This window comes from Kitasatospora sp. NBC_01250 (assembly GCF_036226465.1).
Lineage (GTDB): Bacteria > Actinomycetota > Actinomycetes > Streptomycetales > Streptomycetaceae > Kitasatospora.
Genome location: NZ_CP108476.1, coordinates 7,401,493 through 7,426,555, shown reverse-complemented (window position 1 = coordinate 7,426,555; position 25,063 = coordinate 7,401,493). Strand labels below are relative to the sequence as shown.

The following is a 25,063-nucleotide window of genomic DNA, read 5'->3' as shown; positions in this document are numbered from 1 at the left end:
AAACGGGGTGGCTGTACCCCTTTCTCCCGGTACCGGCGCACTCGTACCCAAAGGCCCGGCCGATCGGCCGCCCGGAGCGCGCCGAACCGTCCGCTGCGCAATCAGGCGCACGCCCCGCACAGCCAACGGGGTGACCGGGGCGGCTCCGGCCAACCGAGAGGCCCTACCATCCCCCTTGGGCATCCGCAGCAGCTCTGGGAGGCAATCGCTCGTGACCGGTGCGGTGATCGATCTCAACGCGGACCTCGGCGAGGGGTTCGGACGCTGGACGCTGACCGATGACGAAGCCCTGCTCTCGGTCGTGACCAGCGCCAACGTGGCCTGCGGGTTCCACGCGGGCGACCCCGCCACGATGCGCCGGGTCTGCGCGCTGGCCGCCGAGCGCGGCGTGCGGATCGGCGCCCAGGTCTCCTACCGGGACCTGGCCGGTTTCGGCCGCCGGGCGATGGACGTGCCGCCCGACGAGCTGGCCGACGAGGTGGCCTACCAGATCGGCGCCCTGCAGGTGTTCGCCCGCGCTGCCGGCTCCCGGGTGAGCTACGTCAAGCCGCACGGCGCGCTCTACAACCGGGTGGTGGCCGACAGCGAGCAGGCCGAGGCGGTGGTCGCGGGCGTGCTGCGGGCCGGCGCGGTCTGCGACGGGCCGCTGCCGGTGCTCGGGCTGCCGGGCTCCAAGCTGCTGGCGGTGGCCGAGGGGGTGGGCCTGCCCGCGGTGACCGAGGCCTTCGCCGACCGGGCCTACACCTGGGCCGGCACGCTCGTCCCGCGCACCGACGCGGACGCCGTGGTGCACGATCCCGAGACGGTGATCGCGCGCGCGGTCGGGATGGCCAGGGACGGCCTGGTGACGGCGATCGGCGGCGAGCCGGTGGCCGTCGACGCCCGCTCGCTCTGCGTCCACGGCGACACCCCGGGCGCCACCCAGCTGGCCTGGCGAGTGCGCGGGGCGCTGGCCTCGGCCGGGATCCGGGTCGAGGCGTTCACCTGATGGACCGCCAGGGCACCGTGACGGTCCGGGCGGTGGGCGACCACGCGCTGCTCCTGGAGGTCGACTCGGGGCCGCAGGTGGCCGCGCTCTACGCCCGGCTGCTGGCCGAACGGGCGCGCGGCGGGCTCGGCGGGGCCACCGAGATCGTCCCGGCCGCGCGCACCGTGCTGCTGGACGGCCTGCCCAGGCCCGCCGAGCTGGCCGGGCGGCTCGGCAGCTGGCGGGTGGCCGGGGACGCCCCGCCCGAGGGGCCGCTGATCGAGGTCCCGACCGTCTACGACGGCGCCGACCTGGCGGCGGTGGCCGCGCACTGGGGGGTCACGCCCGCGCAGGCGGTGGCGCTGCACAGCGGGATCGAGTACCGGGTGGCGTTCTGCGGCTTCGCGCCCGGCTTCGGCTACCTGACCGGCCTGCCCGCCGACCGGGCCGTGCCCCGCCGGGCCACCCCGCGCGCCGCCGTGCCGCCCGGCGCGGTGGCGGTGGCCGGCGAGTACACCGGGGTCTATCCGCGCTCCTCCCCCGGCGGCTGGCAGCTGCTGGGCCACACCGACCTGGTGCTCTGGGACGCCGACCGGGAGCCGCCCGCGCTGCTGCGCCCGGGCGCGCGGGTGCGGTTCGTCCCCGTCCCCGGTCCGGTGACGGGCTGAGCGGTGGCCGCGCCCGGGCGCTCCGGTACGTTTCGTGCCGGCCCCGGCGGTGATCGTCCGTCCCCGTTGACCTTCCCCCTGGGGGAAGGCCCAGCATCCTTCCCACCGGGCCGAACGCCCGGTACGAGGAGGACCCACGGATGGACCGGTTCACCATCGGCGCCTTCGCCCGGACCTGCGGGCTGACGCCGAAAGCGCTGCGGCTCTACGACGAGCTCGGCCTGCTGCGCCCGGCCGAGGTGGACCCGGTCTCCGGCTACCGCTTCTACCGCCGCGAGCAGCTGGAGCGCGCCCGGCTGGTCGCCCACCTGCGCCGGATCGGCCTGCCGCTGGCCCGGATCGGCCGGCTCTGCGAGCTGGCGCCCGAGCAGGCGGCCCGCGAGCTGACCGCCTACTGGGACACCGTGCTGGCCGACACCGCCGCCCGGCAGGACCTGGTCGCCCTCCTCGTCGACCACCTCACCGGGAGGACCACCATGACCACCACGCTCGGGCTGCGCTACGCCGCCCGCACCGACCAGGGCCTGGTCCGGGCCCGCAACGAGGACGCCGCCTACGCGGGCGGCGCGCTGGTGGCCGTCGCGGACGGCTTCGGCGGCCCGCAGGCGGCCGGGGCCGCGGTGGCGGCCCTGAAGGGCTTCGACGCGGCCGCCGTGGGTCCGGGCGACCTGCTGAACGCGCTGGCCGAGGCGGTGCGCACCGGCGTCGGGGCGGTGCCGGGCAAGGCGGGCACCACGCTCACCGCGCTGCTGCTGACCGGCTCCCGACTGGCCCTGGTGCACATCGGGGACTCCCGGGCCTACCTGCTGCGGGAGGGCGAGCTGTTCCAGATCACCCACGACCACACGCTCGTGCAGGCGATGGTGGACGAGGGCCGGATCACCGCCGCGGAGGCCGCCTCGCACCCGCAGCGCGCGCTGCTGCTGCGCGCGCTGAGCGGGCCGGTCGGCGACGCCCGGCCCGACCTGTCGCTGCACACCGCCAGGGCCGGGGACCGCTACCTGCTCTGCTCGGACGGGCTGAGCGCGGTGGTGCCCGAGTCCCGGCTGCACACCGCAGTGAGCACGATCGCCGAACCCGAGCAGCTGGTGCAGCAGCTGATCGCGCTGGCCAACCGGGCGGGCGGCCCGGACAACATCGCCTGCGCGGTGGCCGACGTGGTCGCCGAGCCGGCCGGCACCGAGGCGGGCTGAGGCGATGCCGCTGCGCACCGCCTTCCTCGACACCCGGCCGCTGCGACTGCCCGCCTTCCGCCGGCTCTGGCTCGGCTCCGCCGTCACCGCCGTGGGCGGGCAGCTCACCGCCTTCGCGGTGCCGCTCCAGCTCTTCCACCGGACCGGCTCCTCGCTCTGGGTGGGTCTGGGCAGTGCGGCCGGACTGCTGCCGCTGGTGCTCGCCGCGCTCTGGGGCGGCGCGCTGGCCGACAGCACCGACCGGCGCCGGGTGCTGCTGCTCGGCAACGCGGGCATCGCGCTCTGCTCGCTGCTGCTCTGGGCCCAGGCCGCCGCCGGCGGCGCCGACCCGCTCGCCCTGCTGCTCCTGATCGCCGCCCAGCAGGCCTGCTTCGGGGCCAACACCGCCGTCCGCGGCGCGGTGGTGCCCCGCCTGGTGCCCGCCGAGCTGCTGCCCGCCGCCAACGCGCTGCAGTCCACGGTGAGCTGGCTCGGCGGCATCGGCGGACCGCTGCTGGCCGGTGCGCTGCTCGCGGCGGGCGGCCTGGCCCCGCTCTACCTGCTGGACGCCCTCGCCCTGCTGGGCGCGCTGCTCGGCGTGCGGCGGCTGCCCGCGATGCCGCCCGCCGGGGGCGCTGCGCCCCGGCCCGCAGCGCGCTCGATCGGCGCCGGTCTGCGCCACCTGGTCGGCTGTCGGATCCTGCTGGCCGCCTACCTCGCCGACTTCACCGCGATGTTCTTCGGCATGCCGGTGGCGCTCTTCCCGCAGCGGGCCCGCGAGGTGTTCGGCGAGCCGGCCGGCGGGCCGGTGATCGGCGTGCTGTCGGCCGCGCTCTCGGTCGGCGCACTGCTCGCGGGCGGCTGCTCGGGCAGCTTCAGCCGGATCCGGCGGCACGGCGCGATGGTGGTGGGCGCGGTCTGCGCCTGGGGGCTGGCGATGGCCGGCTTCGGCCTGGTCCGCTCGCTCTGGCCGGCGGCGGCGCTGCTGGCGGCGGGCGGCGGGGCGCTGGTGGTGCTGAGCGCCTTCCGCAAGACGATCCTGCAGGACGCCGTGACGGACGCGATGCGCGGGCGGCTGCAGGGCGCCGACACCGTGATCGCCGCCGGCGGGCCACGGCTGGCGGGCCTGGCGCACGGCGCGGCGGGTGCGGCGTACGGGACGAGCTGGGCGATCGGCGGCGGCGGCGTGCTGGTGGTGCTGGTGATGCTGGCCACCGCGGCGGCCTGTCCGGCCCTCTGGCGCTACCGCGCCCCGGCATCGGCGGGCAGCGCGCCGCCGAGCTCCCAGGCGGCACCAGACCCGGTACCGGCGAGCGCGGCGGCCGCAGGCCCGTCGGCAGCGAGCGCGATGGCAGGCCCGGTGGCGGCGCGAGCCCGCGAGCTAAGCCCCGGCCGGGCCGCGTGAGGTCAGCCGGCCACGCACCGCGGCGTGCACCTCGGCCTCCTCGGCGGGATCGGCGGCCAGCCTGCGCAGCCGCTCCAGCACCCGGGCGTCGCCGGTGGTCACCACGTGGCGGGCGGCGAGTTCCCGGGTGGACTCCTCACAGTCCCACAGGCACTCGACCGCGGTGCCGCAGGCGAAGTAGCGGTCGGTGGCGGCCAGCGCCTGCGCGGCCCGGCCGCGCAGGTCGGAGGAGGCCGCCTCACCGTAGATGTGGCGCAGGATCGGAGCGGCGCCGGCGGCGGCCAGCCGCCCCACACCGTCCACCAGGCCGCCCAGTTGGGCGCCGCGCACGCCGTGCACCAGCACCCACCGCCGCAGGCCCGCCACCACCGCGGGGGCGTCCGACGGCTCGCCGATGTCGGCGAGCAGCAGCACCGCGGCCTCGCCGAGCGCGCTGTCCGCGCCGCCGGTGGCCGGGTCGGCCCAACGGCGGGCCCGGGCCAGGGCACGCGGGCCGCGCATCCGGGCCAGCACCTCGAGCGCGGCGCGCACCACCCGCTCGTCGGCGTCGGCGGCAGCGGCCTCGATCAGCTCGGTGAGCGCCGGATCGTCCTGGTCGACCAGGTGCCGCAGCGCGGCCCGGCGGGCGCCCTCGGCACCGTCGCGGGCGGCGGCGAGCAGAGTGTCGCGGTCCTCGGGCCGGGCCACGGCGGCCAGGCAGCGCGCGGCAGCCGCGGCGCGGCGCTCGACCGCCTCCGGCTCGGGGCGGGCCGCGGTGTCGGCCTGGTCGGCCCAGGCGAGCACGTCGGCCACGCTCCAGCCCGGGGTCACCCCGCCCCGGTTCAGCTGCCGTTGCCACAGGTCGAAGGGGGACTGCTCGCTGGCGGCGGCCACCCGCGGGTGGTGCTCGGCCCACAGGCGCCAGGCGCGTGGTTCGTAGGCGGCGCGGATCGCCGCGCGCAGGTCCGCCTCGCCCTGCTCGGTGGCCGGGAAGCGGCCCAGCACGGCGGGGGCCAGCGCCAGCAGCGCCTCGTCCTCGTCGCGCAGCGCCAGCTCGTCCAGCGCCCAGGCCCAGTTGCTGCCGGTGGCGGCGTACTGGCGCAGCAGCAGCAGCGCGTCGCGCCGGCCGTAGCCCGCCAGGTGGCCCAGGACCGCCAGCGCCAGGCCCGTGCGCTGCTCGTCGGGGTCGAGCAGGTCGTCGGGGTGGCTCAGGTGCTGCTCGATGCCGCCGAGCGGGGCTTCCAGGTCCATGTAGACGCGGGCGTAGTAGAGGGAGCGGTTCTCGACCTGCCAGTCGGCGCGCGGGTCGCTGGTGACGCACTCCTCCAGGGCGGCGATCGCCTCGTCACGGTCGGCTGCGAGCGCATGCAACTGCCCGTCACCGCGTCCTCGCTGGAGCAGGCCGAGGAGGCTGGCGCTTGGGGCTATCACGGGCTCGAACATGAGGTCAGCATCCGTTGCGGCGGTCGTCGTGGCAACGGGATTTCCGTCGCCGGGGGTCTGATGGTCACGCTGGGCGGGCGCCCGGGCGCCGGAATCACCGTAGGTTACCGCCTGGCCGCCCTGGACGCACCCGCCTCGGCAGAACCGGCCCTGACCAGTGGTTTTGCCGGGAGCCCGGCCGACCCACCGGCCACTGGGCCACCAGGGCGGGCCGATCCGGCGGCGGCGCCCCGGTCCGGCCGGCCCGCCCTCGCCCACCCCGGCCGGCAGACGCTTCCGGCATATGCCAGATGAAAAGTCCCGCTGTTTCTGCCATTACCCCCACACGGAGGGTGATGGTGTGCGACAGTCGTCCCACACCATCCCACCGCCCGTCACCCTCACCCCCGTGGGACACGTCGATGAGTCTCCACCTGCCCAGCGCTCCCCCGGCCCCGACCACGGCGGCCGTCGAGTGGGACCTGCTCCGCGACACCGTGCGCTGGGAGGCGGACGCCTACCAGGTGCTCGCCCGCGATCCCGGCCTCGGCCCCCTCACGCTCGACCAGCTGCCGGGCCAACTGGTGCCGCAGGACCGCCCGGCGCTCTGCCGGATGGTGACCGCGGCCCTGGTCCACGGCCGGCCGCTGGACGGCGTGGTCCACCTGCTGGCGCCCGGCGACCGGGGCCCCGCCGTGCACTGCTCGGGCCGCCCGGTGCTCGGCCCCGACGGCCAGGTGGTCTCGCTGCGCATGGTGCTGCGCACCGCGGGCTGAGCCGCGGGCCACGCCGCGCGCGTGCCTCCCCTCTCTCTGTACCGCCGCCCCGGGCACCGTGTCACGGCGCCCCCGGCGATCAGTTGCCGCCGAGCGCACATATGCTGTCGGCCGCAGCGTCGGCACAGGGCGGGCCTGCACCGAGGGAGGACCGATCATGGACAGCCAGATTCTTCACAAGGCCGCGTTCCTGCTGCACGAGTGCCACGAGCCCGAGCAGACCGTGGTGGAGCGGCTCAAGGAGTACTTCCCGGCCCTGAGCCTGGTCGAGCGCGAGCGCTACGTCCAGGAGGCCTGGGACCAGGTCCACAGCGCGGCCGTCGACACCCTCTGAGTCGAGACCCCCTGACCAGGGATCCGCGCCGAGCGGTGGGAACCGGTCGGCCTCAGCCGGCAGGGCGGCGGGCCGGTGGCACCGCCGCCCTGATCTCGGCCCGCAGCTCGGCCACCGCGGGCAGCCCCTGGTAGCGCGCGGCCAGCTCGTCCATCCGCCGCAGCCGGTCCCAGGTGCGGTGCGAGGAGGTGTCGCCGATCCTCGCCAGCACCGCCCGGGTCTGCAGCTCGCCCTGCTCCGGCTCCCCGGTGATCCAGTGCACCGCGGCGTACGAGATCAGGTCGAAGATGCCGGACCGCTCCTGTCCCTGCCCCTCGCGCAGCCGGATCGCGTCCGCCACCTGGGCCACCGCCCGCGGCGCCGCCGCCGGATCGTGCTCCGCCAGGGTGCGGTAGACCAGCGACTGCATACCGCGCAGCTCGGCCTCGTTGAAGGTCTGCATCCAGCTCGGCTGCGGCTCGCCCACCCCCCGCACGTACAGCTCCTCGGCCTCCCCGAGCAGCCGCACCACCTCCTGGGAGCGGCCCAGTGAGGCCTGCGCCCAGGCCTCGACCGTGTTGAACATCGCCCGGGTCAGCGGCGAGGTGTCCGGCCCGGCACCGGAACGGGCCATCCGCATCAGGTCGAGCGCCTCGTCGGCCCGGCCGTAGTGCAGCAATTGGCGGGCGCAGCGCGAGATCGCCTCCCCCGCCCTGGGCCGGTCGCCCGCCTCCCGGGCGGCCTGCGCGGCGATCACGAAGTAGCGCTGCCCGGTGACCTCCAGGCCGATGTCGTGCGACATCCAGCCGGCCAGCGCGGCCAGGTTGGCCGCCACCAGCCACAGTCTGCGCGCCAGCTCCGGCGGATGGCGGTGGGTCAGCAGACCGCCCACCTCGTTGAGCTGGCCGATCACCGCCTTGCGCTGCAGGCCGCCGCCGCGGGAGGCGTCCCAGGCCCGGAAGACCTCGAACGAGCGCTCCAGGGCCGCGACCTCCTCCACGCCGGCCGGCCCCGACTCGTAGACGTCCACGATCGGCTTGCCCGAACTCCCGGGCAGTTGCCCGGTGATCACCCGGCGGGCACCGGGACGGTCGGCGGCGTAACTGACGCTCTCGCCGGAGAGCCAGCGGTGCAGGGAGTCGGGGATTGCTGAGAGGCCCGGCAGTACCGGGGCCGTATCGGCCTGTTGACGTCGGTTGAGCATGAGATCCATTCCCGTGAACTCGGTGAGGATCTCGGCCGTCCGCTCCGGCTCTTCGGCCGTGGCGCCACCCGCCCCGGCCGTACTTGATCGCCGATGTCGCGCCAGACCGAGGTCCTCGATGGAGACGACACGGCCGAGCCGCTCGGTGAACACCGCGGCCAGCACCCGCGGCACCGGATCGCGCGGCACCTCCCCGCGCTCGATCCAACGCCGCACGCGCGAGGTGTCGGTGGAGAGCTGCTGCTGCCCCATCGCCGCACCACGCCGGTTGACCAGCCGGGCCAGCTCACCCTTCGACCAACCGGTCAGGGCGAACAGATCGGCGAGTCTGGTGTTGGGTCCGCTGCTCACATCAAGCCCCCAGGCTCCTCGGCTGGTTCGAGCCTAATGCGCTGTCATGTGCCACGCGAGCATTCGCCAGGCTTCGCCAGGGCACGCCAACTGGTGAGCCAGTGCACTCAAGGTGTCAGCTATGAATGCGCAACCCCACCCCGGGGCTCCGGATCCTTCCGGGCCTTGGCAGCACTGGGCTCGGCGGTCCGAACCGGTCCGAGCGCACAGGCTGACGGACCGCCCCGGCGGCCTGGCGAGGGGGGTGGCGCGACCGGGTGGCGCGTCGGCGCCGGGCCCGGCCGCCAGGGCGGACCAGCGCATTTCCCCAGGGTGCGCGGGTCCGGCAAGGCGGCCGGACCCGGTCCGGCGTCCCATCCGACCCGGCCAGCCATCCGGTCCCACCCACCCCGGGCGGCCACCGCGCCGGGTACGCCGGAGCACACCCCCCGTGCGCCGTCGCACGCACCAGCGAGTGGTGACGCCCAGCAGCACCGGTTGACGCGCCAGGGCGCCGCCGTCCAGCCCCGCCGGACAGCCGCAGCTGGCTGACCTGACATATGCCGTCGGCAAGGAAGGGACTCCCTCCCCCTCATGTACTCCTCCGCGACTTCCCCCACCGCGCCCCGGACCGGGACCGTTCAACGGCCGCCGTCCTCCGTGGCGGTCCGCCGGCCCGGGCCGAAGCCAGCTCTGCCCGCCCGCCCTGCCGGGCGCATCGAGGCACCCGGGTTCCTGCCGCGCGCCGGCGAGCGCCTGCTGCGCCCCCGCGCACCCCAGCCGGCCGCCCCCCTGGTCGAGCGGGTCGACACCGCCGCGCTCGCCACCCCGGCCGTGCGGGCCGCGCTCGCCCACATCACGCGGATATGTCCCGCCTTCTCGGCGCGTCAGGTGCTGCGCGAGGACGGGGCGCACATCCTGATCACCGGGCTGATCGGCCGCACCGCCGTGGTCGCCAAGTGCCTCTCCCCGCAGGCGGTGCAGGGCGACCAGCGGGCTCTGCTGGTGGAGCGGTTCCGTCGTGAGGTGGCGATCTACCGCGCCTTCGTCCGGCACCGGCCGCCGGTGCGGATGCCGCGGCTGGTGGCGGCCGACCACGACCGCTGCGTGCTGGTGATGGAACGGATCCCGGGCCGCCCGGCCGCCGTCGAGCGCCACCCGGCCAACGCCCCGACGCCGGGCGAGGTGCGGGCCGTGCTCGGCTCGGTCCGCGCGCTGAACCTCTGGCGCCCGCCCACCGACGTCTTCCAGCAGCCGCTCGACTACCACTTCGAGATCGGCCGCTACCACTCGGTGGGCCAGCTGACCGACCGCGACGCCGGCGACCTGCGGCAACTGCTGCACGGCCTGGCGCACACCGGCTGGCAGCTGTGCCACGGCGACGCGCTGCTCAGCAACATCATGCTGGCGCCCTCGGGCCCGGTGCTGCTCGACTGGGAGCAGGCCGGCTGGTACCTGCCCGGCTACGACCTGGCGGTGCTGTGGAGCGTGCTCTCCGGGGACACCGCGGCGCGGCGGCAGATCGCCCAGCTCGCCCAGCTCGGCGGCACGGTGGCGCGGGACGCCTTCCTGGTCAACCTGGTGCTGGTGCTGATGCGCGAGCTGCGGATCTACGACGTGCCGGGGGCGGGCGAGGAGCAGCGGCTGATGATCCGTCGGCTCTACGACGACGCGGCCCTCGCCCGCCGCGCGGTGCGGGCCGCGGTGGGGACGCGCTGAGTGGGACGGGCAGAACCGGTGCTGCCGGTGCTGCAGCTCCTGGCGGTGCTGCCGGTTCCACCGGTGGGGCCGGTGCGCATGGGGCGGTCGGGACGACGGGATTCGGCCGGCCCCGGTCGGCCGGGGCCGGGCCGTCGTCCGACGGCCGGTCAGACCCCGCGCGAGCGGCCGGCCCGGGCCAGGGCGGCCCGCCCCGTCTGCGCCAGCATCGTCTCCTCGCAGCGCCCGTGCTGCCGGGCGCTGAGCGCGTCGCGCAGGTAGCGCTCCAGCGGGTGGCGCCGGCTCAGCCCCGGGCTGCCGGTGAGCGCCACCGCCCGCTGCACCGCGTCCACCACCGCGCGGGTGACCACCAGTTGGGCCGGGCCGGTGCGCTCCAGGGCCCCGGTCTCCCCCGCGTCGATCCGCGCCGCCAGGCCCGCCACCAGCTCCTGCGCCCCGATCAGCGCGCTCTCCACCTCGCCGAGCGCCGCCTGGTAGCGCGGCAGGGTCCCCAGCGGCTCGGCCAGATTGGCCGGAGTGCGCTGGTTGAGGAAGCGCACCAACCAGTCCCGGGCCGCCCGGCCGATGCCCAGCTGCACCGCCGCCAGCGCCAGGTCCCGCCAGGCGGTGGCCGCCGCGGCCACCGGATCGGCCCCGGTCCCCGCCGCGCCCGGGTCGCCCGGCACCGGCCGCAGCCCGAGAGCCGCCTCGGCCGGCACCTCGACCTCGGTCAGGACCACGTCGTGCCCCGCACTGGCCCGCAGACCCAGCTGGTCCCAGACCGGATCGACCTCGACTCCCGGGCTCTCGCCCCGGACCAGGAAGAGTCCACCGCGCGGGTGCGGCTCGTCGGTCTCGGCCCGCACCACCAGCCAGGCCAGCGCCTCGGCGCCGGTGCAGCCGCTCCACCGGCCGGTCAGCAGCCAGCCCGTGCCGTTGCGCCGGGCGGTCAGCGGCGCGGTCCGGCCCGGCTCCACCTCCAACGTGTTCACCAGCGCGGGTCCGCGGCGGGACTCGGTCAGCAGCCGGCGGTAGGCGGCGGCCGGCCAGTACGCGGCACGCGTCTGCTCGGCGTGGAGCAGCAGGGTGCAGGCGGTGACCAGGGCCACCGAGGCGTCGCCGCGGCCGAGTTCGGCCAGCACCTGGACGGTGTCGGCGAGCGTGCCGCCCGGTCCGCCGAAGCGCTGACCGACCGTCAGGGTGAGCAGGCCGGCCTCGTGCACCGCCTCGACGCCCTGGTAGGGGAAGGTCGCGTCACGGTCGTGCTCCTCGGCGCGGGCGGCCAGCAGGTCGACCACCCGGGGCAGTCCGGCCAGCGCCTCGGCAACCTCGGCCCGCTGCCCGGCCGCTGACGGGTGCTCGACCGATGACTGATCGACTGGCGGGCGTTCGGAACGGGTGGTCATGGCGCTGCTGCCTCCGGTGCGTCCGTGGGGGTCCCCCGGCCGAGGGCCGGGGAGGGATGCCCGGCGTCGCGCGCCCGGCGGGAAATGGCGAGACACGGCCTCAGGGCCTGTCCGGCAGGCTCCGCCGAACAGGCCCTGAGGCCGACGCTTCCTAGCGACAGATCGCGCTGGCGGTCCGCCGCAGGTCCAGATAGCTGCGCCTGGTCAGCAGCGGGCGGCGGGACGGCATGCCGTGACTGTACGAAGTGTTGATCGAGCACGTCAAGCAATGGTCGAACACCTGACGCAACGCTCGTCGCGCCGGCGCATCCGAACGCGCCGGTCGGTCAGCCCTGCTGGAAGAGGTCCGCCGGCAGCGGCTTGAGCAGCTGGTAGAGGTCGTCCGCGATCGGCCGGTCCCAGGAGGCGATGGTGACCTGCACCTGGTCGCTCCGGTCGAACTGGGCGCAGAACACCCGCTCCTCGGAGACCTTGACCTTCTTCACGATCAGCAGGTCGTCGCCGAGCATCACCGGGAAGTCCTCGGCCGAGACGAACTCGACCGGCTCGTCCAGCTCCAGCGCCGCCAGCAGTTGTCTGACCTCGAACGGGACGCCGTCCGCGGTGTCGCGCGCGGGCGAGCCCTCGGGCAGGTTGCCGATGAACATCGCCGGGCCGCGACCGCCGAACAGGTCGTAGCGCAGGAAGATCCCCTGGCAGGAGCCGTCCGGGCCGGTCATCACCGCGGCGCCGAAGAGGCCTGGCCAGTCGCCCGGGTCCATCGCGAGGACGTCGAAGTCCGGGCCCGCGGGGGTGCCGGAGCGGCGGCGGAGAAATGACATGTCGCCATCGTACGTGCCCGGGGGCGCGCGACCGCACGGGGCGGCGCCGAGGCGCGTTTGCCAGACGTTCACACGTGCGCGAGCTCCACGCTCCGAGACGAATGTTGACGCTGAGCAACCGTCCGGGCTACGGTCGCGGATGTACGGCAGCTGCTGTGGTCCGTCCACGTGGGGGTGGCCTGCTGTGGCGCATTCGTGTGCGCCCATCCTCCGTTGGCACACCGTCGTGCGGCGACTGCGGCTGTTGCGCTAGTGAGTTTGCCCGAGTCTGTCACTCTTTCACCCAAAGCCTGGTTCACGGGTTCCCCGACTTCGTCGCGCTCGTGAACCGCGCTCGGGACACCGACGCGTGGGGGCGTTCGGATCCCGGGCACCGGCGGCCTGGACCCTCAGGGTCCCGCCGCCAGCCTCCCGGCGACGGGACCGGTCCACTCGGGCCGGCCCCGGGGAACCTCGGGAGGGAAACCCGGTTTCGCGAACCGGGTCGTACAGCAGGCGCCGTGCACGACCGCGTGGGGGCGGTCGGCACGGCGCCTGCCTGTTGTGCGCGCCGCCTGCGGCGCCCGCCGATACCCCCGGGCCCGGACACGCGAAGGGCCGCCGGTCGGTGGACCGACGGCCCTCGGGCCGGAACTCCGCGGCTCAGGTCAGGTCGAACTCGCCGTCCTGGGCGCCGAGCACGAAGGCCCGCCACTCCTCCGGCGTGAAGACCAGCACCGGGCCGTCGGGAAAGCGCCCGTCGCGCATGGCGATGTAGCCGTCGACGAAGGCGATCTGCACGTCACCCGGAGAGCCGTCCTCCTGCTTCGCGGAGAGCCACTCCGCGCCGGTGGTGTCCAACTTGGGCTTGCGCGCCGCGGGCACGCTCTCCGTGCCCTGGGCGCTCTGGCCGGCCCCGGCGGTCTCGGTTGTCACTGGTCGTGCTCCTCCCGAACGTCCTTCAGGGGGGTCAGCGTAACGGCCGACGACCCGGCCGGGGCGGCCTGTGCACGAACTCCACCCCCGGCGGCGGGCATCGGCGGGAGCGGGCCCCGCACGGGCAGCGATCGTGCTATCGGCGGATCCTGCCCGGGCCGGGCCCGACCGGCGCGGCGGGGCCCGGGCGGCGAGCCGCGTTTGCGAGAGTGGGCACGGCCGGCGCCGGTCGGGCGCGGCCCCCGCACGCGGGCGGCGGGAGAGGCCGGGAGAGCTGGGAGCAGCCGATGGGGCAGATCAGCCCGCGGGGCGGGAACGGGGCGGACGTCATCCCGATCGGGGAGGCGCCCTCGGCCGCCCGGGTGCCGAGCCAGGCCCCGCTCCGCTCGGCCGCGCTGGGCCGGGTCGGCGTCGTGCTGGTCTCGCACAGCGGGGAGCTGGCGCAGGACACCGCCGACCTGGCCCGCGCGATGTCGGGGACCGATGACCCGGCCCCCGTCGCGGCGACCGGCGGACAGCCGGGCGACGGCCTGGGCAGCAGCGCGCTGCTGATCGCGGCGGCGGCCCGGCGGGTGGACCAGGGCCACGGCGTGGCGGTGCTGGCCGACCTGCCCTCGGCCGTCCAGACGGTGGCCGCGGTGCTGGCGGCCGCCGACGAGCACGGTCTGCCGTTCCCGGTGCGGTTCGCCGACGCCCCGTTCGTGGAGGGCGCGGTGGTGGCCGTGCTGACCGCCTCGGCCGGCGGCGACCTGGCCGCGGTGGTGGAGGCCGCGGAGGAGACCTACCGGCAGCGCAAGCTCTGAGCCCGCACGGCGGTCCGCCGGCCCACCGGACGCCTCCGCGGGCCGACGGCCGGCGGAGGCTATGAGTCCGCTCTCATCCGCCGACGGGGTCTACACGGACCGTGTCCGGTCGGCTACGATCGGCTCCGCGTCCCGGCCGCCCCCGGCCCGGACCGACGAGCCCTCGTACTTCCGGGAGGAGGCCCCGCGATGCGCGTGGTCGTCACCGGCGGAGCCGGTTTCATCGGCGCCAACCTGGTGGCGGCGCTGCTGGAGCGTCCCGAGGTCACCGAGGTCCGGGTGGTCGACGACCTCACCGGCGGCGCCAAGGCCGACCTGGCCGGCTGCGACGCCACGCTGTACGACGGCTCGATCCTCGATCCCGGCCTGCTCGACGCGGCCTTCGCCGGGGCCGACGCGGTGGTCCACCTGGCCGCGCTGCCCTCGGTGCCGCGCTCGGTGGCCGACCCGCTGGCCAGCCACGAGGTCAACACCACCGGCACCCTGCAGGTGCTGGAGGCGGCCCGGCGGGCCGGCGGCCTCTACGTCGCGGCGGCCTCCTCGTCCTCGGTCTACGGGGCCAACCGCGAACTGCCCAAGCGCGAGACCATGCGGGCCGAGCCGCTGAGCCCCTACGCGGTGAGCAAGCTGGCCGCCGAGGGCTACCTGGCGGCCTACCACCACTGCTACGGGCTGGACGTGCTGCCGCTGCGGCTGTTCAACGTCTTCGGTCCGCTGCAGCCGGCCGGGCACGCGTACGCCGCGGTGGTCCCGTCCTTCGTGGCCGCCGCACTGGCCGGCCGGCCGCTGACCGTGCACGGCGACGGCCGCCAGAGCCGCGACTTCACCTATGTCGGCACGGTGGCGCGGGTGTTCACCGAGGCGGTGGTGCGCCGGGTGGTCCATCCGGCGCCGGTCAACGTCGCCCTCGGCACCCGGACCACCCTGCTGGAGCTGGTCGACGAGCTCGCCGCCGTCCTCGGGCGACCGCTGGAGGTGACGCACTCCGGGCCCCGGGCCGGTGACGTGCGTGACTCGGTGGCCGACGACGCCCTGCTGCGCTCCCTCTTCCCCGGCCTCGCGCCGGTGCCGCTGCGGGTGGGGCTGGAGCGGACGGTCGAGTGGTTCCGCACCCGGCCGGCCGCCTGATCCCGCCGCCCGCGCGCCACCCCTCTTCCCTGGATCCGCCGCCCCCGCGCAAACCGGTTCAAGGTGTCGTACCCATCGCGTACAACCATCCGGATTACGTACGAGTCGGTAGTACGTAGAGCGATCTCCTTGCCGGGTCCGCCCGGCCGCGCCTTGGGGGCACTGTGCCGCGACCGGATGCCAGTACGCCGGACCAGATGAACACGCCCGACCTGTGGTCGGCCGCGTGGCGGGCGATCACGCCCGGGCTCGTCGGGCCCAGGTCGCGCCCGGCACCGGCCCTCGCCCCCGAGCAGCCGGCGCCGGCCGGCGCCGACCGTCTGGTGCACTGGCTGCGCCACTCCCCCGCGCAGCCGCTCTTCCGCGCCTGCGCGGCCCGCCGGCTGGCGGTGCTGGCCTACCGCCGGGTGACCGACCGGCGCGCCTTCGGTGCGCAGCTGGACCGGCTGTGCCGGGTCGCCGTCCCGGTGTCGCTGCCCGCCCTGGAGCAGGCGCTGCGCGAGGGCCGGCCGCTGCCGCCGCGCAGTGTGCTGATCACCTTCGACGACGCCGACCGCGGCGTGCTGGACCACGCGTTGCCCGCGCTGACCGCCCGCCGGCTGCCCGCGGTCGCCTTCGTGGTGACCGAGCTGGTCGGCACCGACCGCCCGTCCTGGCGCCAGGAGGCCGCCTTCCTGCTGGCCAACGGCGGCTACGCGCGCGCCGTCACCGCCGACGGGCTGCCCGCCCGGCTGGCGCAGCTGGCCGCGCTGCCCGACCCGGACCGCCGCCGCAGCCTGCACGAACTGCGGGTCAGCTCGCCGGTCCGCCCGCCGCACCGGCAGCGGCTGACGCCCGAGCAGCTGCGCCAGCTGGCAGCCGGACAGGTGGCGATCGGCAGCCAGACCCTCGGGGATCCGGAGCTGCGGCACTGCGACGACGACACCGTGCAGGCCGAGATCCGCACCGCGCACCGGACCCTGACCGGCTGGCTCGGCACCGCCCCCACCGCCTTCGCCTACCCCGGCGGCGGCCACGACGTGCGCGCGGCCCGGCTGCTCGCCGAACTCGGCTACCGCAGCGCCTTCCTGGCCGACCACCGGCTCAATCCGCGGCTGCCGCGCGAGGCGCTGCGGGTCAGCCGCCTGACCGTGGACCCGGGCTGCGACGGGGACCAGTTCGAGGCGGTCCTGTCCGGGCTGCACCCGGCGGTCAGCCGCTGGCGCGGGGCGCAGCGCCTGGTCGGCAGCTGACCGCCGGGCGGCGCACGTCATCGACGCGCGCCGCCCGGGTCCGTCGCGTCAGTGCGCGCCGGCCGCCACGCTCTGCGGCTGGCCGAGCGCCCGCCCCTGCGGGTAGCAGGCCGCCGCCGCGGGCAGCGGGTGCGGCCGGCCGGCGTGCAGCACCGTCAGGGTGCCGCTCCCCCGGCGGGCCAGGGCCTCGGCGGGCAGCCGGCGCAGCACCTGGGCGACCACCGCGTCGGCGGAGCCGTGCAGCACCAGCTCCGGGTGCGCGGTCGGCGCCAGCGCCGTGCGGATCGACTCGGCGACCAGCTCGTAGTGCGTGCAGCCGAGCACCACGGCCACCGTGCCCGGCGGGGTGAGCGCGGCGGCGGCCTCGATCGCCGCCGCCCGGCCCGCCTCGTCGGCGTGCTCCACCGCGTCGGCCAGTCCGGGGCACGGGACTTCGGTCACCTGCGCGTCACCCGCGAAGTCCGCGATCAGCGCGCGCTGGTAGGGGCTGCCGGTGGTGGCCGGGGTGGCCCAGATCGCCACCGGGCCGCCGCCGCGGGCGGCCGGCTTGATCGCCGGCACGGTGCCGATCACCGGCAGCTCGGGCTCCAACTCGGCACGGATCGCGGCCAGCGCGTGCACGGTGGCGGTGTTGCAGGCCACCACCAGCGCGTCCGGACGCTGCGCGGCCGCCGCCCGGGCGCAGCCCAGCGCGTGCTCGACGAGGTCCTCGGTGGCACGCAGTCCCCAGGGCATGCTCTCGGGGTCGCTGGAAAGGACGAGATCGACGTCCGGGCGCAGGTTCCGCAGAGCGGCCGCGGCCGGAAGCAATCCAATTCCGGAGTCCATCAGTGCGATCTTCACAGGGTACGACCCTAGCGGATCCGGCCGGGCGGCCGCCTGAAGCGATGCCGCTGCGGCAGACTGCCACCGTGACGCTGCTGCCGTGGGTGACCGGTGTGACCGGACTGTCGCTGCTCTGCTGGCTCTGGCTGGCCTGCTGCCAGGGTTTCTTCTGGCGCACCGACCTGCGGATGCCGCCGCACCGGCCCGAGCCGGTGCTCTGGCCCGCGGTCGCGGTCGTGGTGCCGGCCCGGGACGAGGCCGCGGTGCTGCCGTCGAGCCTGCCGGGGCTGCTGGCCCAGAAGTACCCGGGGCGGGCCCGGGTGATCCTGGTGGACGACCACAGCTCTGACGGCACCGCACAGGTCGCCCGGGCCCTGGCCGACCAGTGCCCGGAGGGTCTGCCGCTCACCGTGACCACCCCGCCCGCGCTGCCGGCCGGCTGGACCGGGAAGCTCTGGGCGGTGCGGCACGGGGTGGAGCTGGCGGGCGGGGTCGAGTGGCTGCTGCTCACCGACGCCGACATCGCGCACGGCCCGGGGACCCTGGCGGCACTGGTCGCCGGTGCCCAGGCCGGGCGGCTCGACCTGGTCTCGCAGATGGCCCGGCTGCGCACCGAGACCCGCTGGGAGCGGCTGATCGTGCCGGCCTTCGTCTACTTCTTCGCCCAGCTCTACCCGTTCCGCTGGAGCAACCGCCCCGGCGCCCGCACGGCCGCGGCTGCCGGCGGCTGCTCGCTGGTGCGGCGCGAGGCGCTGGAGCGGGCGGGCGGGGTGGCCGCGATCCGGGGCGCGGTGATCGACGACGTCTCGCTGGCCCGGGCCGTCAAGCGCAGCGGCGGCCGGACCTGGCTCGGGCTGGCCGAGCGTCCCGAGGAGCTGCGGGTGCTGAGCGTGCGCCCCTACCCCGGGCTCGGCCCGCTGTGGCGGATGGTCTCGCGCAGTGCCTACGCCCAGCTGCGGCACTCGCCGCCGCTGCTGCTCGGAACGGTGCTCGGGCTGGGGCTGGTCTACCTGCTGCCCCCGGTCGCGACGGTGGCCGGGCTGCTGACCGGCCACTGGGGGCTGGTGGCCACCGGCGCCGCGGCCTGGGCCCTGCTGACGGCGACCTACCTGCCGATGATCCGCTACTACGACCGCCCGGCCCCGGCCGCGCTGCTGCTGCCGTTCACCGCTCTGCTCTACCTGCTGATGACCGTGGACTCGGCGGTGCAGCACTACCGCGGCCGGGGCGCGGCCTGGAAGGGCCGGACGTACTGACGGGGGGTCGGGCGGCTCGGGTCAGGCGGTACGGGCGGAGCGCACCTGGCCGAGCATCCGGTCCAGCGCCCCCGGGATCGCGTCCACGCCGCCGGCCTTGGTCGGCGAGGTCCGGTAGCGTCCCTGGACCACCACGCTGGGCAGCTCGTCGACCTCGTACCGGGCCAGGTCGCGGGGCGCCTGGTCGACCTCGCCGCGCACCTGCTCGGACTCGTAGGCCCGGGTGAACCGCGCGCGGTCCACGCCCTGCGTCTCGGCCCAGTCGGCGGCCGTCTCCTCACTGGTCAGATCGCGGTCCTGATCGCGCACGGCGTGGAAGACGGCCCGCTGCAGGCGGTCGACCTCGCCGAGCTGGTCCAGCGTGTAGTAGAGCCGGGCGTGCGCGCGTTCGACCGTCTGGTCCGAGGTGCCGGGCCACACGGCGGGCAGCCGGCGCAGCACCACGTCGGCGGGCTGCCGGGCCGCCCACTCCTCCAGCGGCGCTTCGAGCAGCTGGGAGTGCTGGCAGCCGTACCAGAAGACCTCCAGCACCTCGCGGCCCTTGGTCCCGTGCACCTCCTGCGGGTGGCGCAGGCTCACATACGGCTCGTTCGCGCGGCTCGTGCGGGTCGCGGCGGAGCCGCTCGGCGCGGTGCCGCCGAGCGCACAGGCGACGGAGACCAGCAGGACGAGGGTACGGGTGACGGGCTTCATGCCCGCCACCGTGCCAGCTCGGCACCGGGCCAAGCCAGTTGGAACGCCGCAGTTCCCCCGATCGGGCGGTTCCGGCTACTCCGGGCGGGCTTCCGGGCGGGCCTTCGCCGCGTCCGCCGCGGACTCGAAGAAGCGCAGCAGCTCGACCGGAAACGGCAGCACCAGCGTGGAGTTCTTCTCCGCCGCCACCTCCACCACGGTCTGCAGCAGGCGCAACTGCATCGCGGCCGGCGTCTCGGCCATCCGGTCCGCCGCCTCGGCGAGCTTGGCGGCGGCCTGGAACTCGCCGTCCGCGGTGATGATCCGGGCCCGCCGCTCGCGGTCGGCCTCGGCCTGCCGGGCCATCGAGCGCTTCATCGAGTCGGGCAGCGCGACGTCCTTGATCTCCACCCGGTCGATGTGCACGCCCCAGCCGACCGCCGGGCTCTCCAGCATCAACTCCAGCCCGCGGTGGAGCTGTTCGCGCCCGGTGAGCAGATCGTCCAGCTCGCTCTTGCCGATGATCGAGCGCAGCGAGGTCTGCGCGACCTGGAGCATCGCGAAGGAGTAGTTCTGCACGTCCACGGTGGCCCGCACCGGCTCGACCACCCGGAAGTAGAGCACCGCGTCCACCCGCACGGTGACGTTGTCCTTGGTGATCCCCTCCTGGGCCGGCACCGGCATGGTCACCACCTGCACGTTGACCTTGCGCATCCGGTCCACCACCGGCAACAGCAGCGCGAGCCCCGGCTCCCGCACGGCGCTGCGCACCCGCCCGAGCCGGAACACCACCCCGCGCTCGTACTGCTGGACCACCCGGACACTGGTGACCAGCCAGAGCAGCAACACGACGACCAGCACGACGACGATCGGCATGTCTCGTCCCCCTCGTACGGCGCGGACCACGCCGGGCCAGTATGCGCCCGCCGGCGGCCGCCGCACAGGGGGCGTGCAGCACCTCCGGCGCAGCCACCCGGCCGGTGCGTGCACGTCACATCTGATGAACCGTCAATTCTGTGCACCCGTTAGGCAGAGCGGGTGAATGCGGTTGGACCGCGGCGCCCGCGCCCGGACAGGATGGCGCCGTGAGCGGGGCCGGCCGTCGCCCCGCGTGAACCCCCTGGAGTCAGAGCCGTGTTCAAGGGCTTCCGCAGCTTTCTGCTGCGTGGAAACGTGGTCGACCTGGCCGTCGGCATCGTCATCGGCGCGGCCTTCACCGCCGTCGTCACCGGCTTCGTCACGGCGTTCCTGACCCCGCTGATCGGGGTCGCGGCCGGTGCGGTCGGGGACTTCAGCAAGCAGAGCTTCACGATCGGCGCCACCACCTTCCCCTACGGCGCCTTCCTGAACGCGCTGATCAGCTTTGTGCTGGTCAGCGCGGTGATCTACGTCGCCGTGGTGGTGCCGGTCGGGCGCCTGCAGGCACGGCTGGAGAAGCCGAAGGCGGCCGAACCGGCCAAGGTGGACTGCCCGCAGTGCCTGAGCCGGATTCCGGCCGCGGCCGTGCGCTGCGCCTTCTGCACCGCCGAGGTGGCCGAGCTGCCCGGGTTCCCGGCCCAGGCGATGCAGCGCGGCTGATCAGACGCCAGTTCGGCCGCGTGGCGCGGGCCTGCGGGTGCGCCGGCGTGAGCCCCCCGATCCGGGAGGCTCACGCGTCGACGATGAGCAAGATTGACCGGAATGTGTCGGCAGAATGTCCGAAGTCTGACCATTCATCCGCTTTGCGTTGGCGAAGGTTGCGTAAACACTCGAACTGCCACCCCTCCCAGGCTCCTCAGGGGCGCATTCTGGGCTTACGGTATGCCCCATGACCTCGCCCCGCTCCTACGACGGAGTCGGCTACTACCCTCCGTCCTTCTCGTCGGGCACGCCCATCTACGACAGCTTGGTCGCAGAACGTGGAGTCCCCCAGATCGCGCCGATCAACGTGCCGGCCGCGCTCCCGCCGGCCCCCACCCCGGTGCCCGGCTACGGTTCGGCGATGGAGTCGACCAGCCTGCTCCCGGCCCTGCCGCCGGCCCGCCTGGCACTGGGCCCCGGCCCGAGTTCCGGCCCCGGCTACCAGAACGTGCAACCGGTTCCCGGTCCCGGCGGCCAGCCGTACGTGCCCGGTCCTCGGGTACCCGGGCCGATGCAGCCGGGCTACCCGCAGCCGTCCGCGCCGCAGGCCTGGGACCAGCAGCCCGGCGCCTTCCGGCCGACCGGACCGATGGCACCCGCGCCGGGCGCCCCGATGCGGCCGATGCCGCCCCAGCAGTTCTTCCAGCAGCCCGGGCAGCAGTTCCCCGGGCAGCAGTTCACGGGAGCGCCGCAGCCCGGCCAGCAGCAGCCGCAGGGCTATGCGGGCCAGCAGCCGATGGGTCAGCAGCCCTTCGGTCAGCCGCAGTTCGGCCAGCAGCCGATGGGCCAGTCGCAGTTCGGCCAGTCCCAGTTCGGCCAGGCACCGCAGCCGCCGCAGCCGGGCCAGGGGCAGGCCTTCTGACCGAAGGCAGGCCGGTCGTCCCGACCGGGCGACAACCGAGGGGGATCGGTCATCCACGGGCCGCTGGGACCGCCGTTCGACGGCGGACCCGGCGGCCCGCGCGCATCCGCCCAGGGGCGACCGCCGACGGCCCGCCCCGTGGCCGTCGCAGGCCTCGCGACCTGGCAGGATGGTCATATGCCACTCCTCACCGGCCTGCACCGCTACCCCGTGAAGTCGTTCCACCGGCAGAGCCTGGAGCACGCCGTGGTGGAGCCGTGGGGACTGCGCGGGGACCGGCGGTGGATGCTGGCCCGCCCCAGCGGCCTGGCCGTCACCCAGCGGGACCTTCCGCAACTCGCCGGCTACCGGGCGGAACCGCAGGAGGACGGCACGCTGTGGCTCACCTCCCCCGAGGGCGACCGGCTGCGGATACCCGTGCCCCGAGCCGCCGAGGGCGCCCGGCCCACCGAGGCCGACGTGTTCGGCACCCGGTTCGCCGCCCTGGAGGCCGATCCGAAGGCGCATCTCTGGCTCGCCGAACGGCTCGGTCCGCACCCGTTGGGCGAGATCCGGCTGCTGCACCTGGCGGACCCGCGGGCCCGCGCGATCGTGCCCGGCTTCGGCAACCCCGGTGAGACCGTGAGCATGGCCGTCACCACCGCCTCGCTGGCCGCGCTCGGCGAGTGGCTGGTGGCGGGCGGTTCGCCCGCCGTCCCGATGGAGCGGTTCCGGCCCAACCTGGTGATCGAGGGCACCGAGGCCTGGGAGGAGGACCACTGGCGACGCGTCAGGGTCGGCGAGGTGACCTTCCGGGCGGTCAAGCTCTGCGGTCGCTGCGTGGTGACCACCACCGACCAGGAGAGCGGCGAGCGGGCGGGGGCCGAGCCGCTGCGCACCCTGGCCAAGCGCCGACGTTTCGAGAAGAAATCCGTCTTCGGCGTCAACCTGGTTCCCGAACGCCCCGAGCAGCTGAGCGGCCCCGAACTGGGCACGGTGCGCCTGGGCGACGAGGTGACCGTGCTGGCCCGTGGCGAACGGCTGCCGGCCGCTTGACGCGATCGAGGCCACCCGGGACGCGCTACGGTGTGGCAACGGTGCACCGGACGGCTCGGACGAGCCCCGGCGCGGGCGACCGGCGGCACAGCACGACCAGCGGAAGGCGGACGACGGAGCGTCATGACTGAGCACAGGGTCCGGGTCACGCAGGACAGCGGCTCGCGCTGGCGGCGCCGTGCCGGGGAGTACCAGACGCTGGCCGAGGCGCTGGCCGCCGCCGAGCCCGGCGACACCGTCACCGTGCGGCCCGGCGTCTTCCGGGAGAACGTGCTGCTCGACAAGGCGGTCACGGTGGTGCCCGCCGAGGGCCCCGGCACGGTGCGGATCGACCCGTCCTCGGGCGTGGCGCTCACCATCACCGCCGCCGCCACCGTGCGCGACCTGGTCGTCGAGGGCTTCGACAGCTCCGCCGCCGCCGTGCTGGTCACCGGCCCCGAGGCGGCGGCCACGCTGATCGGCTGCCGGGTGGACACCCACTCCGCGGTCGGCATCGAGGTGACCGAGCGGGCCACCGCCCGGCTGACCGGATGCACCGTCAGCAACCCCGCCGGACTGGGCCTGCGGCTGCGCGGCGCGGCCACCGCGCAGATCGAGGAGTGCGAGGTCGCCGCGGCCGGGCAGGCCGGCCTGGCGGTGCTGGAGGGGGCCGAGGCCAGGCTGGACCGCTGCCGGCTGCACCACGCGGCGGGCGCCGGGGTGCTGCTCACCGACGCCGGCAGCCTGGCCGAGCTGACCGGCTGCGAGCTGTACGAGATCCGCGGCAGCGGGGTGCAGGCCGAGGCCAAGGCGGTGGGCCGGCTGACCGACTGCGCGGTGCACCGGGTGACCGGCAACGGCCTGACCCTGGACACCGAGGCCGAGCTGCACCTGGTGGAGTGCCGGCTGCACGAGCTGCCGGAGAACGCCGCCGACCTGCGCGGCCACTCCACGCTGACGCTCGAGCGCTGCACGGTGCGGGCGTTCGGCCGCGGCGCGCTCTCGGTCTGGGACCCGGGCACCAGGGCCGAGGCCACCGGCTGCGTGATCGAGGACAGCACCGGCGACTACCCGGCGATCTGGGTCAGCGACGGCGCCCAGCTCACCCTGGCCGACTGCACCCTGCACGACCTGCCGGACGCGCTCTTCGTGCTCGACCGCGACTCCCGGGCAACCGTCACCGACACCTCGTTCAGCCGGATCCGCAGCTCCGCGATCTCGGTCAGCTCCGGCGCCACGGTGGCGCTGGAGCGCTGCCGGGTGCGCGAGGCGGGCACCGGCCTGTGGTTCCGCGACCACGGCAGCGGCGGTCTGCTGACGGAGTGCGAGATCGCCGAGGTGGCCACCGGGGTGATCGTCACCAAGGGGGCCGACCCGGTGCTGCGCGACTGCGTGGTGCGGGGCAGCGCGGAGGCGGCGGTCTACGTCTCGGCGCAGGGCAGGGGCAGTTTCGAGAACTGCCGGGCGGTGCAGGGCAAGGGCTTCGGCTTCCATGTGATCGACGGCTGCCGCACCGTGCTGACCCGCTGCCGGGCCGAGCAGAACGGCCGGGCCGGCTTCGAGTTCGCCGAGCCGGGCCCGGTGGTGGAGGCCTGCACCTCGGACGACGTGCCCAGTGCCAAGGCCCCCGCCGAGACCGTCCCCGCGCCGCGCACCGCGCAGCTGACGGCGGGTCCGGCGCTGGTCGCCCCGCCCCAGATCGCGCCGATCCCGGACTGCCGCCCCGCGGACGAGGCGCTGGCCGAACTGGACGCGCTGATCGGGCTGGCCACCGTGAAGCAGGAGGTGCGCACCCTGATCGACCTGATCTCGGTGGGGCGCCGCCGCCAGCAGGCCGGACTGAAGGCGCCCTCGCTCCGCCGGCACCTGGTCTTCACCGGCTCCCCCGGGACCGGCAAGACCACGGTGGCCCGGCTCTACGGCGAGATCCTGGCCTCGCTCGGGGTGCTGCAGCGCGGGCACCTGGTCGAGGTGGCCCGGGTGGACCTGGTGGGCGAGCACATCGGCTCCACCGCGATCCGCACCCAGGCCGCCTTCGAACAGGCCCGGGGCGGGGTGCTGTTCATCGACGAGGCGTACACGCTCTCCCCCGAGGACGGCGCCCGCGACTTCGGCCGGGAGGCGATCGACACCCTGGTGAAGCTGATGGAGGACCACCGCGACGCGGTGGTGGTGATCGTGGCCGGCTACACCGCCGAGATGGAGCGCTTCCTGGGCTCCAACCCCGGGGTCTCCTCCCGGTTCTCGCGCACCATCACCTTCCCCGACTACACCGACGCCGAACTGCTGGAGATCGCCCGCACCCAGTGCGCGGAGCACGAGTACGAGCTCGCCGAGGCGACCGCCGGCGCGCTGCTCGACCACTTCGGCACGCTGCACCGCGGGCCGTCCTTCGGCAACGGACGCACCGCCCGGCAGGTCTTCGAGACCATGGTCGAGCGGCACGCGATGCGGGTCGCCCAGCTGCCGGACCCCTCCACCGAGGACCTCCAGCTCCTGGTGCCCGCCGACCTCCCGCTGCCCCGCGGGTGACCCCCGGGCCGCTGCTCCCCGTCCGGCCGGGCTGACGTGGCAG

23 protein-coding genes are annotated in these 25,063 nt (G+C 75.4%); 15 read left to right on the top strand and 8 right to left on the bottom strand.

All coding sequences use genetic code 11. The features are described 5' to 3' along the window. The first annotated feature begins 211 nt into the window (after nucleotides 1–211). From OG500_RS31500 to OG500_RS31485, 4 genes are all read left to right on the top strand, one after another. Nucleotides 212–988 carry a LamB/YcsF family protein gene (locus tag OG500_RS31500; RefSeq protein ID WP_327070217.1) on the top strand — a complete coding sequence of 259 codons (777 nt, stop codon included), beginning with the start codon at nucleotides 212–214 and terminating at the stop codon, nucleotides 986–988. Beyond that, entirely contained in the window at nucleotides 988–1,635 is a 648-nt protein-coding gene (gene pxpB / locus OG500_RS31495; protein ID WP_329584962.1) for a 5-oxoprolinase subunit PxpB, read from the top strand. The genes OG500_RS31500 and pxpB overlap by 1 nt, the downstream gene beginning before the upstream one ends. A gap of 140 nt (nucleotides 1,636–1,775) precedes the next feature. Continuing rightward, the gene (locus OG500_RS31490; protein ID WP_329584960.1) at nucleotides 1,776–2,828 is read left to right on the top strand and encodes a MerR family transcriptional regulator; all 1,053 of its coding nucleotides are present in this window, start codon (nucleotides 1,776–1,778) and stop codon (nucleotides 2,826–2,828) included. Nucleotides 2,829–2,832: 4 nt separating this feature from the next. Next, nucleotides 2,833–4,212 (top strand): MFS transporter, encoded by a 1,380-nt coding sequence (locus OG500_RS31485; protein ID WP_329584958.1) that lies wholly within the window; start codon nucleotides 2,833–2,835, stop codon nucleotides 4,210–4,212. On the opposite strand, the gene OG500_RS31480 is transcribed toward OG500_RS31485, so the two are convergent. After that, on the bottom strand, nucleotides 4,189–5,634 hold the full coding sequence (locus OG500_RS31480; RefSeq protein WP_329584955.1) for a HEAT repeat domain-containing protein: 1,446 nt from the start codon (nucleotides 5,632–5,634) through the stop codon (nucleotides 4,189–4,191). The two genes, OG500_RS31485 and OG500_RS31480, sit on opposite strands and share 24 nt — an antisense overlap. A 401-nt stretch (nucleotides 5,635–6,035) precedes the next feature. Between OG500_RS31480 and OG500_RS31475 the strand changes: the two genes are divergently transcribed. Beyond that, nucleotides 6,036–6,389: a hypothetical protein gene (locus OG500_RS31475; protein ID WP_327070212.1), complete on the top strand. Its 354-nt coding sequence runs from the start codon at nucleotides 6,036–6,038 to the stop codon at nucleotides 6,387–6,389. A 157-nt stretch (nucleotides 6,390–6,546) separates the two neighbouring features. Continuing rightward, nucleotides 6,547–6,723, top strand: a complete 177-nt coding sequence (locus OG500_RS31470) for a hypothetical protein (RefSeq protein WP_327070211.1) — start codon at nucleotides 6,547–6,549, stop codon at nucleotides 6,721–6,723. Nucleotides 6,724–6,775: 52 nt separating this feature from the next. On the opposite strand, the gene OG500_RS31465 is transcribed toward OG500_RS31470, so the two are convergent. Beyond that, entirely contained in the window at nucleotides 6,776–8,257 is a 1,482-nt protein-coding gene (locus tag OG500_RS31465) for a DNA-binding protein NsdB (protein WP_327070210.1), read from the bottom strand. Nucleotides 8,258–8,830: 573 nt separating this feature from the next. On the opposite strand from OG500_RS31465, the gene OG500_RS31460 reads away from it, so the two are divergent. Next, nucleotides 8,831–9,955: a phosphotransferase gene (locus OG500_RS31460; protein ID WP_329584951.1), complete on the top strand. Its 1,125-nt coding sequence runs from the start codon at nucleotides 8,831–8,833 to the stop codon at nucleotides 9,953–9,955. Nucleotides 9,956–10,104: 149 nt separating this feature from the next. Here the strand turns inward: OG500_RS31460 and OG500_RS31455 are convergent, their stop codons facing one another. The 3 genes from OG500_RS31455 to OG500_RS31445 all read right to left on the bottom strand — a co-directional run bounded on the left by OG500_RS31455 (nucleotide 10,105) and on the right by OG500_RS31445 (nucleotide 13,025). After that, on the bottom strand, nucleotides 10,105–11,340 hold the full coding sequence (locus OG500_RS31455; protein WP_327070208.1) for an acyl-CoA dehydrogenase family protein: 1,236 nt from the start codon (nucleotides 11,338–11,340) through the stop codon (nucleotides 10,105–10,107). A 326-nt stretch (nucleotides 11,341–11,666) separates the two neighbouring features. Beyond that, a complete protein-coding gene (locus OG500_RS31450) occupies nucleotides 11,667–12,161 on the bottom strand; it encodes a hypothetical protein (protein ID WP_327070207.1) in 495 nt (164 codons plus the stop codon). Nucleotides 12,162–12,803: 642 nt separating this feature from the next. Then, on the bottom strand, nucleotides 12,804–13,025 hold the full coding sequence (locus OG500_RS31445) for a DUF397 domain-containing protein (RefSeq protein WP_327071759.1): 222 nt from the start codon (nucleotides 13,023–13,025) through the stop codon (nucleotides 12,804–12,806). Nucleotides 13,026–13,363: 338 nt separating this feature from the next. Here OG500_RS31445 and OG500_RS31440 point away from each other — a divergent pair, with 338 nt between their 5' ends. The 3 genes from OG500_RS31440 to OG500_RS31430 all read left to right on the top strand — a co-directional run bounded on the left by OG500_RS31440 (nucleotide 13,364) and on the right by OG500_RS31430 (nucleotide 16,239). Continuing rightward, the gene (locus OG500_RS31440) at nucleotides 13,364–13,879 is read left to right on the top strand and encodes a PTS-dependent dihydroxyacetone kinase phosphotransferase subunit DhaM (protein WP_327070206.1); all 516 of its coding nucleotides are present in this window, start codon (nucleotides 13,364–13,366) and stop codon (nucleotides 13,877–13,879) included. Between the two features lie 189 nt (nucleotides 13,880–14,068). After that, the gene (locus OG500_RS31435) at nucleotides 14,069–15,007 is read left to right on the top strand and encodes an NAD-dependent epimerase/dehydratase family protein (protein ID WP_327070205.1); all 939 of its coding nucleotides are present in this window, start codon (nucleotides 14,069–14,071) and stop codon (nucleotides 15,005–15,007) included. Nucleotides 15,008–15,204: 197 nt separating this feature from the next. Next, nucleotides 15,205–16,239, top strand: a complete 1,035-nt coding sequence (locus OG500_RS31430) for a polysaccharide deacetylase family protein (protein ID WP_329584946.1) — start codon at nucleotides 15,205–15,207, stop codon at nucleotides 16,237–16,239. Between the two features lie 48 nt (nucleotides 16,240–16,287). Here the strand turns inward: OG500_RS31430 and OG500_RS31425 are convergent, their stop codons facing one another. Further along, complete coding sequence (locus OG500_RS31425; RefSeq protein ID WP_327070203.1) at nucleotides 16,288–17,082, bottom strand: glutamate racemase; 795 nt, start codon at nucleotides 17,080–17,082, stop codon at nucleotides 16,288–16,290. 44 nt (nucleotides 17,083–17,126) lie between these two features. On the opposite strand from OG500_RS31425, the gene OG500_RS31420 reads away from it, so the two are divergent. Beyond that, nucleotides 17,127–18,320 carry a glycosyltransferase gene (locus OG500_RS31420; protein ID WP_329584944.1) on the top strand — a complete coding sequence of 398 codons (1,194 nt, stop codon included), beginning with the start codon at nucleotides 17,127–17,129 and terminating at the stop codon, nucleotides 18,318–18,320. Nucleotides 18,321–18,341: 21 nt separating this feature from the next. Here OG500_RS31420 and OG500_RS31415 read toward each other — a convergent pair whose 3' ends face one another. Then, complete coding sequence (locus OG500_RS31415) at nucleotides 18,342–19,013, bottom strand: thiol:disulfide interchange protein DsbA/DsbL (protein WP_327070201.1); 672 nt, start codon at nucleotides 19,011–19,013, stop codon at nucleotides 18,342–18,344. A gap of 75 nt (nucleotides 19,014–19,088) precedes the next feature. Beyond that, on the bottom strand, nucleotides 19,089–19,868 hold the full coding sequence (locus OG500_RS31410) for a slipin family protein (protein WP_327070200.1): 780 nt from the start codon (nucleotides 19,866–19,868) through the stop codon (nucleotides 19,089–19,091). Nucleotides 19,869–20,126: 258 nt separating this feature from the next. Between OG500_RS31410 and mscL the strand changes: the two genes are divergently transcribed. The 4 genes from mscL to OG500_RS31390 all read left to right on the top strand — a co-directional run bounded on the left by mscL (nucleotide 20,127) and on the right by OG500_RS31390 (nucleotide 25,020). Next, nucleotides 20,127–20,570, top strand: coding sequence for a large conductance mechanosensitive channel protein MscL (gene mscL / locus OG500_RS31405; RefSeq protein WP_327070199.1), 444 nt, complete (start codon nucleotides 20,127–20,129; stop codon nucleotides 20,568–20,570). 229 nt (nucleotides 20,571–20,799) lie between these two features. Then, a complete protein-coding gene (locus OG500_RS31400) occupies nucleotides 20,800–21,474 on the top strand; it encodes a DUF6643 family protein (RefSeq protein WP_329584939.1) in 675 nt (224 codons plus the stop codon). A gap of 177 nt (nucleotides 21,475–21,651) precedes the next feature. Continuing rightward, entirely contained in the window at nucleotides 21,652–22,509 is an 858-nt protein-coding gene (locus OG500_RS31395) for an MOSC domain-containing protein (protein WP_329584936.1), read from the top strand. A 123-nt stretch (nucleotides 22,510–22,632) separates the two neighbouring features. After that, nucleotides 22,633–25,020, top strand: a complete 2,388-nt coding sequence (locus tag OG500_RS31390; protein ID WP_327070196.1) for a right-handed parallel beta-helix repeat-containing protein — start codon at nucleotides 22,633–22,635, stop codon at nucleotides 25,018–25,020. The last annotated feature ends 43 nt before the right edge of the window (nucleotides 25,021–25,063 follow it).

Coding starts and splice junctions, on each gene's coding strand:
- pxpB (WP_329584962.1), top strand. CDS start 988: ATGGACCGCCAGGGCACCGTGACGGTCCGGGCGGTGGGCGACCACGCG.
- OG500_RS31490 (WP_329584960.1), top strand. CDS start 1,776: ATGGACCGGTTCACCATCGGCGCCTTCGCCCGGACCTGCGGGCTGACG.
- OG500_RS31485 (WP_329584958.1), top strand. CDS start 2,833: ATGCCGCTGCGCACCGCCTTCCTCGACACCCGGCCGCTGCGACTGCCC.
- OG500_RS31480 (WP_329584955.1), bottom strand. CDS start 5,634: ATGTTCGAGCCCGTGATAGCCCCAAGCGCCAGCCTCCTCGGCCTGCTC.
- OG500_RS31475 (WP_327070212.1), top strand. CDS start 6,036: ATGAGTCTCCACCTGCCCAGCGCTCCCCCGGCCCCGACCACGGCGGCC.
- OG500_RS31470 (WP_327070211.1), top strand. CDS start 6,547: ATGGACAGCCAGATTCTTCACAAGGCCGCGTTCCTGCTGCACGAGTGC.
- OG500_RS31460 (WP_329584951.1), top strand. CDS start 8,831: ATGTACTCCTCCGCGACTTCCCCCACCGCGCCCCGGACCGGGACCGTT.
- OG500_RS31455 (WP_327070208.1), bottom strand. CDS start 11,340: ATGACCACCCGTTCCGAACGCCCGCCAGTCGATCAGTCATCGGTCGAG.
- OG500_RS31450 (WP_327070207.1), bottom strand. CDS start 12,161: ATGTCATTTCTCCGCCGCCGCTCCGGCACCCCCGCGGGCCCGGACTTC.
- OG500_RS31440 (WP_327070206.1), top strand. CDS start 13,364: ATGGGGCAGATCAGCCCGCGGGGCGGGAACGGGGCGGACGTCATCCCG.
- OG500_RS31435 (WP_327070205.1), top strand. CDS start 14,069: ATGCGCGTGGTCGTCACCGGCGGAGCCGGTTTCATCGGCGCCAACCTG.
- OG500_RS31430 (WP_329584946.1), top strand. CDS start 15,205: ATGAACACGCCCGACCTGTGGTCGGCCGCGTGGCGGGCGATCACGCCC.
- OG500_RS31420 (WP_329584944.1), top strand. CDS start 17,127: ATGCCGCTGCGGCAGACTGCCACCGTGACGCTGCTGCCGTGGGTGACC.
- OG500_RS31415 (WP_327070201.1), bottom strand. CDS start 19,013: ATGAAGCCCGTCACCCGTACCCTCGTCCTGCTGGTCTCCGTCGCCTGT.
- OG500_RS31410 (WP_327070200.1), bottom strand. CDS start 19,868: ATGCCGATCGTCGTCGTGCTGGTCGTCGTGTTGCTGCTCTGGCTGGTC.
- OG500_RS31400 (WP_329584939.1), top strand. CDS start 20,800: ATGACCTCGCCCCGCTCCTACGACGGAGTCGGCTACTACCCTCCGTCC.
- OG500_RS31395 (WP_329584936.1), top strand. CDS start 21,652: ATGCCACTCCTCACCGGCCTGCACCGCTACCCCGTGAAGTCGTTCCAC.
- OG500_RS31390 (WP_327070196.1), top strand. CDS start 22,633: ATGACTGAGCACAGGGTCCGGGTCACGCAGGACAGCGGCTCGCGCTGG.